The sequence below is a fragment of the Bacteroides sp. FSHCM14E1 genome, assembly GCF_019633785.1.
In the GTDB taxonomy this organism is placed as follows: Bacteria; Bacteroidota; Bacteroidia; order Bacteroidales; family Bacteroidaceae; genus Bacteroides; species Bacteroides hominis.
Window position 1 is genome coordinate 407,906 of record NZ_JADKYL010000001.1, and the last position, 16,716, is coordinate 424,621.

At 40.8% G+C, this 16,716-nt stretch carries 15 protein-coding genes; 5 read left to right on the forward strand and 10 right to left on the reverse strand.

Translation table 11 applies throughout. The features are described from left to right. Window positions 1–55 precede the first annotated feature (55 nt). Entirely contained in the window at window positions 56–2,068 is a 2,013-nt protein-coding gene (locus tag ISX59_RS01770; RefSeq protein ID WP_005806019.1) for an alpha amylase C-terminal domain-containing protein, read from the forward strand. Between the two features lie 68 nt (window positions 2,069–2,136). Here the strand turns inward: ISX59_RS01770 and ISX59_RS01775 are convergent, their stop codons facing one another. The 4 genes from ISX59_RS01775 to ISX59_RS01790 form a co-directional block, all read right to left on the reverse strand. Further along, complete coding sequence (locus tag ISX59_RS01775; protein ID WP_005806021.1) at window positions 2,137–3,834, reverse strand: alpha-amylase family glycosyl hydrolase; 1,698 nt, start codon at window positions 3,832–3,834, stop codon at window positions 2,137–2,139. Between the two features lie 11 nt (window positions 3,835–3,845). Continuing rightward, a complete protein-coding gene (locus tag ISX59_RS01780) occupies window positions 3,846–4,904 on the reverse strand; it encodes a Gfo/Idh/MocA family oxidoreductase (RefSeq protein WP_022012739.1) in 1,059 nt (352 codons plus the stop codon). Beyond that, the gene (locus ISX59_RS01785; protein ID WP_005806024.1) at window positions 4,895–5,695 is read right to left on the reverse strand and encodes a patatin-like phospholipase family protein; all 801 of its coding nucleotides are present in this window, start codon (window positions 5,693–5,695) and stop codon (window positions 4,895–4,897) included. The genes ISX59_RS01780 and ISX59_RS01785 overlap by 10 nt, the downstream gene beginning before the upstream one ends. 180 nt (window positions 5,696–5,875) lie before the next feature. Beyond that, window positions 5,876–7,084: an MFS transporter gene (locus ISX59_RS01790; protein ID WP_005777683.1), complete on the reverse strand. Its 1,209-nt coding sequence runs from the start codon at window positions 7,082–7,084 to the stop codon at window positions 5,876–5,878. 223 nt (window positions 7,085–7,307) lie between these two features. On the opposite strand from ISX59_RS01790, the gene ISX59_RS01795 reads away from it, so the two are divergent. The 4 genes from ISX59_RS01795 to ISX59_RS01810 all read left to right on the forward strand — a co-directional run bounded on the left by ISX59_RS01795 (window position 7,308) and on the right by ISX59_RS01810 (window position 11,058). After that, complete coding sequence (locus ISX59_RS01795) at window positions 7,308–8,810, forward strand: glutamine synthetase family protein (RefSeq protein WP_005806026.1); 1,503 nt, start codon at window positions 7,308–7,310, stop codon at window positions 8,808–8,810. An 87-nt stretch (window positions 8,811–8,897) separates the two neighbouring features. Then, window positions 8,898–9,476 carry a Crp/Fnr family transcriptional regulator gene (locus ISX59_RS01800; protein ID WP_032539307.1) on the forward strand — a complete coding sequence of 193 codons (579 nt, stop codon included), beginning with the start codon at window positions 8,898–8,900 and terminating at the stop codon, window positions 9,474–9,476. 71 nt (window positions 9,477–9,547) lie between these two features. After that, window positions 9,548–10,261: an SDR family NAD(P)-dependent oxidoreductase gene (locus ISX59_RS01805; protein WP_220575594.1), complete on the forward strand. Its 714-nt coding sequence runs from the start codon at window positions 9,548–9,550 to the stop codon at window positions 10,259–10,261. 203 nt (window positions 10,262–10,464) lie between these two features. Further along, window positions 10,465–11,058, forward strand: a complete 594-nt coding sequence (locus ISX59_RS01810; protein ID WP_005777688.1) for a phosphatase PAP2 family protein — start codon at window positions 10,465–10,467, stop codon at window positions 11,056–11,058. Window positions 11,059–11,140: 82 nt separating this feature from the next. On the opposite strand, the gene ISX59_RS01815 is transcribed toward ISX59_RS01810, so the two are convergent. The 6 genes from ISX59_RS01815 to thiD all read right to left on the reverse strand — a co-directional run bounded on the left by ISX59_RS01815 (window position 11,141) and on the right by thiD (window position 16,378). Further along, window positions 11,141–11,350, reverse strand: coding sequence for a winged helix-turn-helix domain-containing protein (locus ISX59_RS01815; RefSeq protein WP_005777689.1), 210 nt, complete (start codon window positions 11,348–11,350; stop codon window positions 11,141–11,143). A 723-nt stretch (window positions 11,351–12,073) separates the two neighbouring features. Then, window positions 12,074–12,244: a hypothetical protein gene (locus ISX59_RS01820; RefSeq protein WP_005806034.1), complete on the reverse strand. Its 171-nt coding sequence runs from the start codon at window positions 12,242–12,244 to the stop codon at window positions 12,074–12,076. Window positions 12,245–12,284: 40 nt separating this feature from the next. Continuing rightward, window positions 12,285–13,154 carry a succinate--CoA ligase subunit alpha gene (sucD, locus tag ISX59_RS01825; protein WP_032539306.1) on the reverse strand — a complete coding sequence of 290 codons (870 nt, stop codon included), beginning with the start codon at window positions 13,152–13,154 and terminating at the stop codon, window positions 12,285–12,287. Continuing rightward, on the reverse strand, window positions 13,151–14,299 hold the full coding sequence (gene sucC / locus ISX59_RS01830) for an ADP-forming succinate--CoA ligase subunit beta (RefSeq protein ID WP_022012734.1): 1,149 nt from the start codon (window positions 14,297–14,299) through the stop codon (window positions 13,151–13,153). Before sucC ends, sucD begins: the two co-directional genes overlap by 4 nt. A gap of 255 nt (window positions 14,300–14,554) precedes the next feature. After that, window positions 14,555–15,442 carry an ACP S-malonyltransferase gene (fabD, locus tag ISX59_RS01835; RefSeq protein WP_022012733.1) on the reverse strand — a complete coding sequence of 296 codons (888 nt, stop codon included), beginning with the start codon at window positions 15,440–15,442 and terminating at the stop codon, window positions 14,555–14,557. Between the two features lie 102 nt (window positions 15,443–15,544). Beyond that, window positions 15,545–16,378 (reverse strand): bifunctional hydroxymethylpyrimidine kinase/phosphomethylpyrimidine kinase, encoded by an 834-nt coding sequence (thiD, locus tag ISX59_RS01840; RefSeq protein ID WP_032531472.1) that lies wholly within the window; start codon window positions 16,376–16,378, stop codon window positions 15,545–15,547. Between the last annotated feature and the right edge of the window lie 338 nt (window positions 16,379–16,716).

Genomic DNA, 16,716 nt, shown 5'->3' on the forward strand with positions numbered 1-16,716 from the left:
TATATCCTGAATGACTCTAAAAACAAATTCTGAAACACAATAATACATCCTTTTTATGGAAAAGACTCTTAATCTGATTAAAAATGATCCTTGGCTGGAACCTTACAAAGACGCTATCGTCGGACGTTTTGAACATGCCATGGATAAGAAGGCCGAATTGACCAATGGGGGAAAATCTACGTTGTCGGACTTCGCTTCCGGATATCTTTATTTCGGTTTACATCGCACTGATAAAGGATGGATATTCCGTGAGTGGGCACCGAATGCGTCGCATATTTACATGGTAGGTACATTCAGTAATTGGGAAGAAAAACCTACTTATAAACTAAAACGCCTGAAAAATGGTAACTGGGAAATTAAATTGCCTGCTGACGCTATCAAACACGGCGATCTATATAAATTACATGTATACTGGGAAGGTGGTCAGGGAGAACGAATTCCCGCTTGGGCTAACCGGGTCGTGCAGGATGAAAGCACCAAAATATTCAGTGCTCAGGTATGGGCACCGGAGAAGCCATTTAAATTTAAAAAGAAAACCTTTAAACCCAGTACCGATCCATTGCTGATTTACGAATGCCACATCGGTATGGCACAGCAAGAGGAAAAAGTTGGAACATATAATGAATTTCGCGAGAAAATTTTGCCACGCATTGCCAAAGAGGGATACAATTGTATCCAGATTATGGCCATACAGGAGCATCCATATTATGGTAGTTTCGGTTATCATGTGTCAAGTTTCTTTGCGGCATCATCTCGTTTCGGCACTCCAGAGGAACTCAAACTGTTAATTGATACAGCTCACGAACTGGGTATTGCCGTTATTATGGACATTGTTCATTCGCATGCCGTAAAAAATGAGGTAGAAGGGTTGGGCAACTTTGCAGGTGATCCGAACCAATATTTCTATCCGGGCGGACGCAGAGAACATCCGGCATGGGATTCACTTTGCTTCGACTATGGTAAAAACGAAGTAGTGCATTTCTTGCTTTCAAACTGCAAATACTGGCTGGAAGAGTATCGCTTTGACGGATTCCGTTTCGATGGTGTCACTTCTATGCTCTATTACAGCCACGGATTGGGCGAGGCATTCTGTAATTATGGAGATTATTTTAATGGGCATCAGGATGGCAATGCCATCTGTTACTTGACACTGGCTAATGAATTGATTCATGAAGTGAATCCTAAGGCTATTACCATTGCAGAAGAGGTATCCGGTATGCCGGGACTTGCCGCCAAAGTGGAAGACGGAGGGTATGGATTTGACTATCGTATGGCTATGAATATCCCCGACTATTGGATTAAGACCATTAAAGAAAAGATAGACGAAGACTGGAAGCCATCCAGCATGTTTTGGGAAGTAACTAACCGCCGACAGGATGAGAAGACAATCTCATATGCCGAAAGCCATGATCAGGCGTTAGTAGGAGATAAGACAATCATATTCCGCCTGATTGACGCCGACATGTACTGGCATATGCAGAAGGGCGATGAAAACTATATGGTTCATAGGGGCATTGCTCTCCATAAAATGATTCGTCTACTTACGGCAAGTACGATCAACGGTGGATACCTGAATTTTATGGGAAACGAATTCGGACATCCGGAATGGATTGACTTCCCGCGTGAAGGTAACGGATGGTCATGTAAATATGCTCGCCGGCAGTGGGATTTGGTTGATAATAAAAACCTGACTTACCATTATTTAGGTGATTTTGATGCTGACATGCTGAAAGTAATCAAGAGCGTTAAAAACATTCAGCAGACTCCTGTACAGGAAATTTGGCATAACGATGGTGACCAAGTACTGGCATACCAACGTAAAGACTTGATTTTTGTGTTCAATTTCAATCCGAAACAATCATTTACTGATTATGGATTTTTGGTAACCCCCGGAACTTATGAGGTAATATTGAATACAGACAATGTAGTTTATGGAGGCAATGGCTTGTCAGACGATAGTGTGAAACATTTCACATTGCCCGATTCTTTATATAAAAAAGAAAAGAAAGAATGGTTGAAACTCTATATTCCTGCGCGAACAGCAATGGTATTGAAAAGAACCAAATAAAAATGGGAATAAACAGATAAAAAACAGCCCTTGCACAGATTAGATTGCAAGGGCTGTTTTATATTCAACTAAAATTTAATCTTCAGTATTTTACCGGTATATGCTCCTAAAGCTATTTCTGTGGCTTTATAAGGCAATAAACAGACTACTTCTTCTTTATCGGTCATTAAATCGGTTGCTTTGTATGAGTCAAATTGGGGAATCTGCAAAAAATCGAAGGCATGAGAAGGTACATTAATTGCAACATTTACCGATTGATTATCAAAGTTTACGACTACAAACAGCAATTCATTTTTATACTTACGCATGAAAGTATACTGCTTATGTTCATTAAATCTCCATCCATTTTCATTGGCATACATCAAATCAAAAAATACACCTTTTGATATTGCCTGCTCTTCATTACATAGAGTCAAAACCTTATGGTAAATTGCATATAAATGCTTTTGTTCTTCAGTTAGCATTTTTCCATCAAATTTACCTTCGTTACGCCAACGCCGAATGGTGTCTACACTCCAATAATCGAAAATAGTGGTTCGTCCGTCACGTCCGCTGAATCCTTCACTATCCATTCCCATTTCTCCGAACTCCTGACCAAAATAGATCATCATCGGATTCGTATTCATGCAAGCTGATACGATTAGTGCGGGAATGCCCTTGCGTGGGTCTCCGGCAAAGAAATCAGATGCAATGCGCTGTTCGTCATGATTCTCAAGGAAGTTAAGCATCCGCTTTTCAATCCCCCCCAAAGACTGCCAACTACGGGTGATGGCAGTTGCTGAATCATAACCACAAGCCACGTTACGCAAGGTATCATACAGTCCTACTTTATCATAGAGATAATCGAACTTACCACGAAACAGATAATTTTTATATTCGTGAGGATTGTATACTTCAGCAATAAACAAAATATTGGAATAGGTTTGTTTCACTTGTGGAATAGCCCATTCCCAGAACTCTACCGGAACCATTTCAGCCATATCACAACGGAATCCATCAATGTTCTTGGAAGCCCAGAAAAAAAGAATATCCAACATTTTAATCCAGGTATCCGGAGTCGGTGAAAAATGACAGGTTCCTCCATTTTGATAATCTACTCCATAATTCAGCTTTACAGTTTCATACCAGTCATTTATATTCGGGTAAGCATCAAATCGATTGTTACCAGTTGCTTTGGCAGGAAATTCACGATAAGGTTCCACTGCGTTTCCTGTCATATCAAACTGACCGTGCAATTCCGATTGTGGAATATAATAAAAATTATTGTATGGACTGAACGAGTAATTAGGATCATCGTTGGCTCCGAGCTGGCTGGTACCATCCGGCTGTGCATCCGAATGATATTGGCGCGCTACATGATTCGGTACAAAGTCGATAATCACTTTTAGTCCTACCCTGTGTGTGCGGTTTACCAGGTTTTCAAACTCTTTCATTCGTCCGGGAACATCAGTAGCCAAATCCGGATCTACATCATAATAATCCTTAATGGCATAAGGAGAGCCCGCTTTGCCTTTTACAATAGCCGGATGATCCGGTCGGATATTATATCTTCTGTAATCAGTCTGAGTAGCGTGTTCGATAATACCGGTATACCAAATATGAGTCGCTCCGAGCTTTCTGATCTCACCCAAAGCTTTGGCTGTGAAATCAGCCATTTTTCCACAACCGTTTTGTAAGATGTCTCCGTTATTGATGCAGTGGTTATTATTATTTCCAAACAAGCGCGTAAACACTTGATAAATAATCATTTTTTCTTCGTTCTTCATTTTTATAAAAGCTATTTAAGATTAACTATTTTAGTTTCCCGATGGCTCTGATAAGCCGCTTCGATTATTCGTATCACATTCAAGATGTCTTGTGCATGCGTTTTCAACGTTTTTCCTAAACACAAGTGTTCATATATATTCTGATAGAAACCACCATAATTACCGGATATACCCGGATATTTCCGGCAGATTTCTTTTCCATTCATTTCTGTATGCAATAATCCCCATTCTTGTTCCGATTCCTCTCCCCAATTAGGGCTGCCAGGCATTTCACCAGCCAATAAGGCAGCTTCTTGTTTGTCGACTCCATATTTGACATACGATCCTAACGTCCCATGCAACATGAAACGTGGTTCGGCTTCCCGCATCAAATAGCTTGCTTTCAGGGTGATCTTCACATCAGGTGCCAAGGAAGGACGTAACAAATGAATTATAAAATAATCATCTACTTTTCCTCCATTACGAAGTACACCCAAATCGGCAAAAACAGCTTCAGGCATTCCGAAAAGCTGAACTGCCTGATCAATCAGGTGTGATCCCAGATTGTATGTCAGTCCACCTCCCGATACTCCGGTTTCTTTCCATGTGTTAGGCTTGATAAAGTTTCGGTAACGGGCGAAAGTTGATTCATATTCCACTAAGCGACCTAACAACGACTTATCAAGAATATCACGTACTGTCAAAAAGTCTGCATCCCACCTGCGGTTTTGATACACACTAAGCATTAGTCCTTTTTGTTCAGACAAAGCTATTAATTCTTTTCCTTGTTCTGTAGTAGAAGTAAAAGGTTTCTCAACTACCACGTTTTTTCCGGCTTCAAGAGCCATTCGGGTATATTCATAATGTGTGCTGTCCGGGGTATTAACCACGATCAGATCTATCTCGGGATCCTCTGTCAACTCATTATAACTACGCACAATCGTTGCTTGCGGATAACGTGCTTTAGAGAGTTCCTTGGTACGCTCTACTATTTTACAAAGTTTGAAATGCGGATTCGTACTGATAAACGGGGCATGAAATACCTGTCCCGACATACCAAAAGCAGCCAATCCGGTTTTTATTATCTCCATATCTTTCCTTTCTCCTCAATCAGTTGATCCAAAACTTCGGAAGCTGTGTTATAGCCTTGCTCAAAAATCTCTTCAGCTTTTTCAAGCTCAGTATTGCTGTAACCCTCCAGATTATAAGGTTCTATTAGTAAATCACAATTATCGCGCTCCGGAAACGTATTGGCGCGAAACATAAAATGATAAGAGCGCATGGCAATACTGACAATATTCATTTTATATTTCTCTGCCATCAGCGGACTGACATTTACTGCCACTACTTTTTCACATTCATTTCGGATGGTAGAAACCGGTAGATTCATCAAAAGCCCTCCGTCCACATAGTGTGTATTTCCTATTTTTACAGGCGTAAACAATACCGGCATACAGCATGAAGCTGCCACTCGTTCGGCTATATTCCCTTTATGAAAATGCATACTGCGCCCATGATCCAGATCAGTGGCGGTGATGATAAGTGGAAGTTTTAAGTCTTCCAGTTTCTGTGCTTTAAGATTCGACTTCAGAAAGTCTATAAATTCTCCCAGTGCAAATAAACCGACTTTGGGAATCACAAGTTTGGTCAAGTCCTGAAATTTATGTCCGGAAAAGTAGTCCAACACTCTATAGGGTTCGTTACCGTCGGCGTAAAAAACTCCGGCCAAAGCTCCGGCACTTACTCCTGAAATGATATCCGGTTTAATATCATGCTCCAATAAGGCCTGGATAACTCCCAAATGGGCAAATCCTTTAATAAAGCCTCCGCTTAAGGCATATCCAATGTTATAAGGTTTTCCGGTTAATGCGTTATTCTCCATTTTCATTTACTTGATTCATATATGTACGCCACGAAATTAGTAAAATAATTAAGAGGGAGAATTGATATAAGAAAAAAACTGGTAGAAAATAGCATTAAAAAGGATAAAATCCGGAAAAGTGCTTCCGGATTTTATTTATTCAAATATAAAAAGCAGATACAGACTACTTTTCAATTATTCTTATTTTTCTTTTTTCGTTTTTTTTAAATCCGGTAAAAACCAAGTTACCAATCCTAATAACGGCATGAATGCACAAACATTGTATACCGCATCGATTCCAAATTTATCGGCCATATTGCCAAGGACAGCAGAGGCGATACCGGCAACACCAAATGCAAATCCAAAAAAGAGTCCCGAAATCAGCCCTAATTTATTAGGAAGCAGTTCCTGCGCATAAAGCAAAATAGCGGGAAAAGCGGACGATAACATCAGTCCGACGCAAAAACTAAGAAGTACAGTCCATACAAGTCCGGCATGTGGCATCAACAAACTAAACGGTGCTGTGCCAAGGATTGATCCCCAAATTACATATTTGCGCCCGACCTTATCACCGATAGGGCCTCCCATTAATGTACCGATGGCAGTAGCTACCAGAAATACAAATAAGAAGAGTTGTGATTGCTGAATACTTACATTAAACTTATGTATCAGATAGAAAGTATAATAGCTATTCAGACTCGCCATATAAATATATTTAGAAAAGATCAAGATCATCAGTATCGTAATGGCAAACACTGTTTTGCCTGGAGAGAGCGGGCGTTCAATATAGGTTCTTGCAAGTATGGGACGTTTTTTAAGATGGTTCAGATAGGCCCGGTACCACCGACAAATAGGGAACATTGCACAGATAGCCGCTAAAGCAAGAATTGCAAACAAAGCAATATAATGCCTGCCGTAAGGAGCCACTAACAACGCCACTAACAAAGGGCCTAATGATCCGCCCAAATTGCCGCCCACCTGAAAGAGTGATTGCGCTAATCCCCGTTTTCCTCCTGAAGCTAAAAAGGTTATACGTGATGCTTCGGGATGAAGGACAGAAGAACCGATTCCAATAATAAAAACGGATGCAAGCAACCAGTGTAAATTGGATGCAAAAGCCAGATTCAACATACCTACCAGTGTGAAACTCATTCCGATGGGAAGTGACCATGCTATAGGACGTTTGTCAAAAATAAGACCGGTCAGTGGTTGAAACACGGAAGCGGACATCTGGTAAACAAGAGTTATCAATCCAATCTGAGCAAAACTTAACGAGAGATCTTCTTTAAAGAGAGGATATACAGCCGAAATGACAGCCTGCAAAAGATCATTTAAACAGTGAGAAATACTTAATGCGATCAATATAGGAAATGCAATCCTACGAACCGGTTGGACCTGATTTTGTACCATATATTCTATACCTTATTTAAAATCGGATGCAAAGGTATAAAAAACAAAGAAGTAAGTAGCATAGGAGTGAGTCTAAATTAAAGAATAGCCGAATCGTCAGCGGATGAAAGGGAACTATTATTTTTCATGGGAATAAATCTTGATTTGCTAACTTTTTGTGTATCTTTGGTTCATAAAATAATCTGTTAACCCAAATAATTAATGAAACAACAATCAACGTATGATGAATCAAGAATTATTAATGAGTCCCAATCATCTGGTGACATTTTTGCAAAAGCCTGCTGCTGAATTTACAAAAGCAGATATTATTTCCTATATCCAACAAAATGAAATCCGCATGGTTAACTTTATGTATCCTGCTGCGGACGGACGACTTAAAACATTGAATTTTGTAATAAACAACGCTGCCTATCTGGATGCTATCCTGACTTGTGGTGAACGAGTGGATGGATCAAGCCTGTTTCCTTTTATAGAGGCAGGGAGCAGTGATTTGTATGTAATTCCACGCTTCCGTACCGCATTCGTTGATCCATTTGCAGAATTACCTACACTCGTGATGCTTTGCTCTTTCTTTAATAAAGATGGAGAACCTCTGGAAAGTTCTCCCGAATATACCTTACACAAAGCTTGTAAAGCGTTCACGGAAGTAACAGGCATGGAGTTTCAGGCTATGGGAGAATTGGAGTATTATGTGATTGCCGAGGACGACGGAATGTTTCCGGCAACCGATCAGCGCGGTTATCATGAATCAGGACCTTATGCTAAATTCAATGATTTCCGTACACAATGTATGTCTTACATAGCTCAAACGGGTGGACAAATAAAATACGGGCATTCTGAAGTCGGTAATTTTATGCTTGACGATAAAGTCTACGAGCAAAATGAAATAGAATTTCTGCCAGTCCGTGCAGAAGATGCTGCCGACCAATTGATAATAGCCAAATGGGTTATCCGCAACTTAGCTTACCAATATGGTTATGATATTACATTTGCTCCGAAAATTACAGTGGGCAAAGCTGGATCCGGATTACATATCCATATGCGCATGATGAAAGACGGACAGAACCAGATGCTAAAAGGTGGGATTCTTTCTGATACAGCTCGTAGAGCCATTGCGGGCATGATGCTGCTTGCCCCATCCATCACGGCTTTCGGAAATACAAATCCTACTTCATATTTCCGGCTTGTACCACATCAAGAGGCGCCGACTAATGTTTGTTGGGGCGATCGAAATCGTTCTGTATTGGTACGAGTTCCATTGGGATGGTCTGCTAAAACAGATATGTGTGCGTTAGCCAATCCATTGGAGTTGGACAGCCACTATGATACGACGCAAAAGCAGACAGTGGAAATGCGTTCACCGGACGGATCAGCCGATCTCTATCAATTACTGGCAGGACTTGCAGTGGCTTGTCGTCACGGTTTTGAGATAGACAACGCCTTAACCATTGCAGAGAAGACATACGTTAACGTAAATATCCATCAAAAAGAGAATGCTGATAAACTGAAAAACTTAGCACAACTACCGGATAGCTGTGCGGCATCAGCAGACTGCTTACAGAAACAACGGACTGTATTTGAACAGTATAATGTATTCAGCCCTGCTATGATTGATGGCATTATCAGTAGATTACGAAGCTATAATGATGCTACCCTGCGTATAGAGATACAGGGCAAACCGGAGGAGATGCTGGCATTAGTAAGCAAGTACTTCCATTGCGGATAAAGTCCCCCAAAGATCATTTTAATGCGGATTGAGTATCATAGTTCAGTCCGCATTATTTATATTCGCACTTCAAAATGAAATTATATCATGGAAGAAGCAAAAGATTTCAATAAGTATACATCGAAGGTTAACTTTGCCCCCATTACAGATTTTGTACTTCAAAATGGGCAACTTACCCAATATCAAAAAGGAGATTTCTTTTGCCGACAAAGTGAATCCTGCAAATTGATGGGGTATGTGGCAGAAGGTTCTTTCCGCTATTGCTGTACCAACAGTCGGGGAGAAAATAAAATTGTAGGCTATACATTCGAACACTCGTTTGTGGGTAATTATCCGGCATTCCGTTTAGGAGATAATTCAAATGTAGATATACAAGCCATTTGTAACTGCACTGTTTATATAGTAAACAACAGACAGTTAGAGGAATTCTATGACCGGGACGACACGAATCTGAAATTGGGTAGACATATAGCTGAAATATTGTTATGGGAAGTATATGAACGGATGATATCGATGTACAGCATGACGCCCGAAGAACGATATAGGGAGATACTTGAACGTTGTCCCGGACTGTTGAATTTGATTTCATTGAAGGAACTGGCATCCTATCTGATGATATGTCCGGAAACACTCAGCCGTCTTCGAAGAAAGTTAGTACAAAAATAAAATCTTGATTTCAGTCAAGATTCATTTGTTCCGATCCCAATACCTTTGTGTAAGCATTAAAAAGAATAAAAATGAAAAAGGTTATCATAATAGGAGCTACATCCGGGATCGGTAGAGGATTGGCAGAACGGTTTATTCAGGAAGGGAATATGGTTGGCATAACGGGACGAAGGGAAAATAAACTGCAAGAGCTTTGTTCACAAAATAAAAACTGTTTTTATACCATATCAGATGTTACAAAGGAAACTGATACAATCCGGCAACTCAATAATCTTGTGGACAGAATGGGAGGTATGGATATACTCGTGTTCTGTTCGGGGGTAGGGGAACTAAACCCTGAGCTCGATTATAATTTAGAGAGACCGGTTCTTTTGACCAATGTTATCGGATTCACCAATGTGGCAGACTGGGCATTTTATTTTTTCCAGAGACAAGAATCGGGGCATCTGGTTACAATTTCCTCTGTAGGCGGGATGCGTGGTGAAGGAATAGCACCGGCATACAATGCTTCGAAAGCCTATCAAATCAATTATACGGAAGGCTTGAGGAAGAAAGCAGCCAAGCTATCTTACCCCATTCACATTACGGACATACGCCCAGGATTCGTAGATACAGCGATGGCTAAAGGAGAGGGGTTGTTTTGGGTCACTCCACTACAGAAAGCCGTACAACAGATATACCGGGCGATCTTTCGGAAAAGAAAAGTTGTATACATCTCAAGAAGATGGAGATATGTAGCAATGCTTTTGAGAATAATGCCTGCTTCTATTTATTGTAAAATGTGACAGCAGAAGTAGGGCTCCGGTTTTTCTGACATTTGACAGATTGAGTTATCTACTTTCGTTCGATCTTTGCAGCTCCCGGAATATTTATTAATATGAATGTTATAATAAGACAAATAATATTTTCATATTAATTGTTCCTAATGTCTTCTGCATCAAAAGAATTATCTTTGTAGGCATATACTATAAACCTATAATAGAACGAAATGAGTCCACGTAAATTAATACTTTGGCTATTTGCCTGTACCCTTATAGTATGTGCCCTGCGGGCCGGGTTATTGACAAGTGCAGATCAATATATCTATCATCTGCGGAATATGCATGCTTCGACTTTTGCATATCGGTATGATGATTTTCTACCCTATCTACCGATTGTTGTCATGTTTATATTGAAACTTGCAGGAGTAAAAAGTCGTAGTAACTGGAAACGTATGCTCGTTTCAACTGCATTTGCGTATGTCTTAATGGGAGCAGTAGTCATCTCCATGAAATCATTGGCGGGTGTTCTCCGTCCAGACGGTTCGGATTTTCTTTCCTTCCCTTCAGGCCATACGGCTACTGCTTTTACGGCTGCTACTCTTTTATATAAAGAATATGGCTTCAAGACTCCTTTAGCCACCATTGCCACTTTCCTGCCGGCTGTTGTTACCGGCTTCACACGCCAATTAAACAATCGTCATTGGCTAAGTGACGTATTGGCTGGTGCTACCATTGGCATCATGATGGTAGAGTTAGCTTATTTTCTGACAAATTTAATTTTTAGGAAAGAGAGTGACACGCATACTTGTCCTAAATCGTAAGAAATATAATAGGGATTATCCGGTGACGAATAATCCCTATTATATTTCTTAGACTCTGACAGTCAATTCTCTTAAAGTAAAATCAGAAAGCATCATGACTGACATATAGCAGGTAGTTGTGTCTCTGAATAAAAATATTATTTTCTCTGGCTAACCAACCTACTGCAAGTGCAACATCTTCAGCGCTGAGGTTAATTTTCCGACTAAGTTCCTGAATAGATATTTTTCCCCTCATTTCATTCAGGGTGCGCCATACTTTGCCGGCGTTTTCTCCAATTGTTTCTAATTCCATTTTACATTATTTGGTTATGTTCCTAATATACAGAAAAACATTCAAATACAGAATTTTTAAGTCATGTTTTTATTCTGGTTTTGCATTTTTTAGTGTAAATCTCAAGTACTCTTTACCGGATAATCCGGCTTTGGAACAAGAAGAGTAAAATAAACCATATTTGTGCAAATAATAAGGGGGATTAACTAAAAAAGGAGTCCGCGATAATCCCGGCCTCCTTTTTCAAACGTTTTTTTCAATCAAACTCTGTTTTATAATCCTTTATTCATGGAGCATTACATAGCCCCAAATCATAGAATCGGAATTACCGATTCTATCCAACAATCTTTTTACCCATTTCATAATCTCAAATTTTTATGTTATACCTTGAAAACATTACAAATGTAAGGGAGAAATATGACGATTGAATTGACGTAGGATAAAAAGGCTGTTTTAAACTGTTTGTTTTTGATGTATGTCAATGATTGCAGGATAATCCTGTTACATCTTATCAAAGAATAACCCGACAAAGAGTAAATGTGAAAATAAATAGTTAAAAGATGGATGAAAACGGAACAAAGTAGATAAAATACCGTCTTATTATAAATGTTATACAACTGATAAAGTGAGGGAGCCGTACACCCTTTATGCGTAGCCATTCCCGAAGGTAGCTGGGAGTATTCTATTTCCTTGAAAAAGCCCGTACAATTTTTGTACGGGCCTTTTATTAGGCAGAAAAGTGATTCAATCGTTATTATCTTCCTCGTCGTCGACCAAATTATTAAGTTCCACTTCCAGATCAACCAACTCTTGCTCCCATATCTTCAGTATCTCTCTGGGGGTATCTTTGGGAGCTTTCTTAATTCTTTCCTGAGCAAGAGATACCTCATGCTCTAATTCCTTGCGCCTACTCATATCGTTAAGTCTATAAGTTTGATGAATTAAAATGATTTGTTCAAAAACGCCCCTTTAACAGGTCCGGTATTTCCGAAGGTTCGCCGGCGACCCTGATTCCTGCAATCTCCAATGCTGAAATTTTTTCGGCAGCAGAACCGGAACTTCCGGATATAATGGCTCCGGCATGTCCCATCTGCTTGCCCGGCGGGGCAGATTGCCCTGCAATAAATGCTACTACAGGTTTAGTTACATGTTCACAAATATATGCTGCGGCCAGTTCTTCTGCATTTCCTCCGATCTCACCAATCATAACAATAGCATCTGTTTGAGGATCATTCTGTAACATTGCCAATAATTCACGGAAATAAAGTCCGACAACAGGATCTCCCCCCATGCCGATAGCGGTGGATTGCCCCATACCTTTGGCTGTGAGATGTGACACGATTTCGTAAGTCAGTGTTCCGCTTCGGCTTATCACTCCTATATTGCCCGGACTGAATACCTGTCCGGGAAGAATACCTACCAGACTTTTCCCCGGAGAGATAAGCCCCGGACAGTTTGGTCCAATCAGTTTTGCTCCTTTCTGTTCAGCAAACCGATAGGCTTTTATCACGTCCAGTGTCGGAATTCCTTCTGTAATGCAAATAATCAATCGGATACCTGCATCGGCAGCCTCCATAATAGCATCAGCAGCAAAACGGGCCGGTACAAAAATAATAGATGTATTGGCCTGTGTGCGGCGGACAGCTTCATACATGGTATTGAATACCGGAAAGGTATCATCTACCATTGTGCCTCCTTTTCCGGGCGATGTGCCACCCACTACATTAGTTCCATATTCAGCCATCTTTTTTGCATGAAAGAGTCCGTCCCTGCCTGTAATTCCCTGTACCAGGAGTCGGGTGGATTTATCAATAAGTATGCTCATATCGATTCTTTTTTTAATGATTCTACAGCCATCCGAGTAGCTTCTTCCATTGTTTGTGCTACCTGAAAACGACTATTTTTACTCAATAATTCACGTCCCATACGTTCGTTCGTGCCCGTCAGTCGTACAATAATAGGGATATCCGTATGTATCTGGTCAAATGCCTGCAATAGTCCGACAGCCACGTCATCACCTCGGGTGATGCCACCGAAAATATTGATAAAGACAACCTTTACCTTTTTATCATCCAGCAATAATTTCATTGCTTCTATTACTTTGATAGGATTCGAGCTACCGCCAATATCAAGAAAATTTGCCGGATTACCTCCATAAAGTTTAATCATATCCATGGTTGCCATAGCTAAACCGGCTCCGTTAACCATACAGCCAATTTCGCCATCCATACGGACATAACTGAATCCCCTCTCTTTGGCAATAGCTTCAAGCTTTTCATCTTCTGTAGGTTCTGATAGTTTCTGCAAATCCGAATGACGGTAAAGTGCGTTATCATCAAGCACCATTTTCGCATCAATTGCCAGTAATGTACCCGTAGGGGTAAGTACCAATGGATTAATCTCAGCCAGTGAGGCATCCTTTTCAATAAATGCTTTGTAAAGGTTTTGAATAATGGTTGTCATCCGATTGGCCTGCTCTGCTTGTTCGAATAGAGAGAAAGCAAATTTACGTGCCAGATAATCGGGAATCCCGACCAGAGGATCAATGTTGTAACGCATTATTTTTTCGGGATATTGACGAGCCACTTCCTCAATGTCCATGCCACCGGCTGCACTCATGATCAGTACAACAGAACGTGTATTACGATCTATCGTAAAACTGATATAATATTCTGCGGCGATATTGATGGCTTCACTAAGAAGGACTTTGGTTACGGGATATCCTTTAATGGTCATCCCCAAAATCGTTTGAGCATATTGATAGACATCCCTGTCGTTATCGGCAAGTTTTACCCCACCGGCTTTTCCACGGCCCCCGGTCAATACTTGTGCCTTAATTGCGACCCGGTTTACACCCATACGGTGGTAAGCGGCTACAGCGCCGTCTGCAGTATGGCACAAAGCATGTCTTTCGACAGGTATTCCGTAAGAGGAGAAAATCTCTTTTGCCTGATATTCGTGTACTTTCATTGGACAAATAGGTTTGTTTCTAATTATAACAAAAGCATAGGCAAAAAGGTTGCAAAGTACTCAGGACACGCCAGATATGTCCACCCATCGGATTCACTTGTGCAAAATGGGTATAAAGGCAACTGGATATCTCCTTAAAACCAGAAGGAAGATTGTAAAATCAAGATATCGGATATGTTATTTTAAAAAAGTAACACCGAAACCCTATAGAAAGAGTTTCGGTGTTGTATTATAGGAAAGTCTTCAAAAAGACTTTTATGCAATTCCGTGAGCAGATACTGTAGAGTCGATCTTCTTGATCAGCCCTTGTAATACGGCGCCCGGTCCACATTCTGTGAAGTCGGTAGCACCGTCGGCAACCATATTCTTTACGGTTTGAGTCCAGCGTACAGAAGCTGTCAATTGAGCAACCAGGTTCTTTTTGATTTCTTGCGGATCTGTATGAGGCAGAGCATCCACATTCTGGTAAACCGGACATTTCGGAGTGTGGACTTCGGTTGCGTTGATAGCAGCTTCCAGTTCTACTTTGGCAGGATCCATCAGAGGAGAGTGGAACGCTCCACCTACCTTCAGCGGAAGTGCACGTTTTGCTCCGGCTGCCTTCATCAGTTCGCAAGCTTTCTCGATTCCCGGTACAGATCCGGAAATTACAATCTGTCCCGGACAGTTGTAGTTAGCCGGTACACAAACTTCGCCTTCGGCGGCAACAGCCGCACAGATTTCTTCTACTTTCTCATCAGGCAGAGCGATAATGGCAGCCATTGTAGAAGGAGTAGCTTCACAAGCCTTCTGCATTGCCATGGCACGTGCATAAACCAGTTTCAAACCGTCCTCAAAAGAAAGAGCACCGGCAGCAACCAATGCAGAAAACTCACCCAATGAGTGTCCGGCAGTCATTTCCGGTTTGAAATCTTCCCCCATGCAAAGCGCAGAGATAACAGAATGAAGGAATACAGCAGGTTGGGTAACCTTGGTCTGGCGGAGGTCTTCATCAGTACCGTTGAACATAATATCTGTAATGCGATATCCCAGGATATCATTTGCTTTTTCAAACAATTCTTTTGCTAAAGCTGAAGTTTCATACAGGTCTTTGCCCATACCTACGAACTGAGCACCTTGACCGGGGAATACAAATGCTTTCATATTTTTGTTTTTTAATTTAATTTGCGGGTGCAAAGTTATATATTTTTGCAATATGATAGCACAGAATTGACAAAATTGTGCAATAGAGAAGTGTTTTTCGGTTTATTCCTCTTCTTTATCTTCCCATATACTGGCTTTTTCCGGTCTCCAGAAATGACACAACGGGCCGTTGCCATGACCGACAATTATTTCTTTTCCGGCATCAATGGCCCTGCTGACATATGTTTTGGCTTTGCCTACTGCCTGATCCATTGGAAGTCCTGATGCCAGATAGGTGGCGATTGAAGAAGAGAGAGTACATCCGGTACCATGTAAATTCCGGCTTTCTATTTTTCTCTCCTTATATATATAGGTGTTTCCGCCCGCAAACAATACATCCTGCATTTCGTTTCCCTGCAAGTGTCCTCCTTTCACCAATACTGCAGTATGATACATCGTGGAGAGCGTCCGGGCCGCATCTATCATCTCTTCCACTGTGGTTATTTTCATTCCTGTCAGCACTTCCGTTTCATCCAGATTGGGAGTTATCAGGGTTGTTTGCGGGATAAGTTCTTCTTTAATCAACTGTATTGCATCGTCAGTCATTAATTTCCGCCCACTGGTAGACACCATAACGGGGTCATAAACCACCGGGCGGTGAGGGTATTTTCGTAAGCAATCCGCAATCACTTTTACGAGGAGCGGTTCACTTACCATACCTATTTTCAGAGTATCTGGACATAAGTCGTCCATTACCGCTTCAATCTGTCCCTGCACAATCCCAGCGGGAACCGTGTGTACAGCCTTCACTCCCCTTGTATCTTGTACGGTGACTGCGGTAATCACCGATGCCGCGTATGCGCCCAGAGCAGAAATCGTTTTAATATCTGCCTGTATACCCGCCCCTCCCGAACAATCGGAACCGGCAATAGAAAGAACAACCGGATAACGTTTCATTTTAGTTTTTTTTAATAATTCTACAACAAAGATAGGATAAAAACAAAGAAGATACAAAATGACACACCTTATAAAATACAATAAGTCCGCCGTAAAACCAATGGTCTGCCATCAATCGAAAGAGCTGATTATAAAGTATCCCCGTCTTTTTGTACTTTCTACAATTACTGTCTTTCCTGGAAGGTAGAAATACATATTGTTGTATATACAATAAGATGAATACTCCTTAGTGTAAAACATACGATATGTATATATATGAAAAACAATGCTTTATAGCATATAATTTAATTGCTTACCAGATGAGAATATCTCTATATTTGCAATGTTCAAAGACTAAA

Bases quoted from the DNA above. Each gene is read 5' to 3' on its own strand.
- ISX59_RS01800 (WP_032539307.1), top strand. From the start codon at position 8,898: ATGGAAGAAGCAAAAGATTTCAATAAGTATACATCGAAGGTTAACTTT.
- ISX59_RS01770 (WP_005806019.1), top strand. From the start codon at position 56: ATGGAAAAGACTCTTAATCTGATTAAAAATGATCCTTGGCTGGAACCT.
- ISX59_RS01775 (WP_005806021.1), bottom strand. From the start codon at position 3,834: ATGAAGAACGAAGAAAAAATGATTATTTATCAAGTGTTTACGCGCTTG.
- ISX59_RS01815 (WP_005777689.1), bottom strand. From the start codon at position 11,350: ATGGAATTAGAAACAATTGGAGAAAACGCCGGCAAAGTATGGCGCACC.
- sucD (WP_032539306.1), bottom strand. From the start codon at position 13,154: ATGAGCATACTTATTGATAAATCCACCCGACTCCTGGTACAGGGAATT.
- ISX59_RS01795 (WP_005806026.1), top strand. From the start codon at position 7,308: ATGAATCAAGAATTATTAATGAGTCCCAATCATCTGGTGACATTTTTG.
- ISX59_RS01790 (WP_005777683.1), bottom strand. From the start codon at position 7,084: ATGGTACAAAATCAGGTCCAACCGGTTCGTAGGATTGCATTTCCTATA.
- sucC (WP_022012734.1), bottom strand. From the start codon at position 14,299: ATGAAAGTACACGAATATCAGGCAAAAGAGATTTTCTCCTCTTACGGA.
- ISX59_RS01810 (WP_005777688.1), top strand. From the start codon at position 10,465: ATGAGTCCACGTAAATTAATACTTTGGCTATTTGCCTGTACCCTTATA.
- thiD (WP_032531472.1), bottom strand. From the start codon at position 16,378: ATGAAACGTTATCCGGTTGTTCTTTCTATTGCCGGTTCCGATTGTTCG.
- ISX59_RS01780 (WP_022012739.1), bottom strand. From the start codon at position 4,904: ATGGAGATAATAAAAACCGGATTGGCTGCTTTTGGTATGTCGGGACAG.
- ISX59_RS01820 (WP_005806034.1), bottom strand. From the start codon at position 12,244: ATGAGTAGGCGCAAGGAATTAGAGCATGAGGTATCTCTTGCTCAGGAA.
- fabD (WP_022012733.1), bottom strand. From the start codon at position 15,442: ATGAAAGCATTTGTATTCCCCGGTCAAGGTGCTCAGTTCGTAGGTATG.
- ISX59_RS01805 (WP_220575594.1), top strand. From the start codon at position 9,548: ATGAAAAAGGTTATCATAATAGGAGCTACATCCGGGATCGGTAGAGGA.
- ISX59_RS01785 (WP_005806024.1), bottom strand. From the start codon at position 5,695: ATGGAGAATAACGCATTAACCGGAAAACCTTATAACATTGGATATGCC.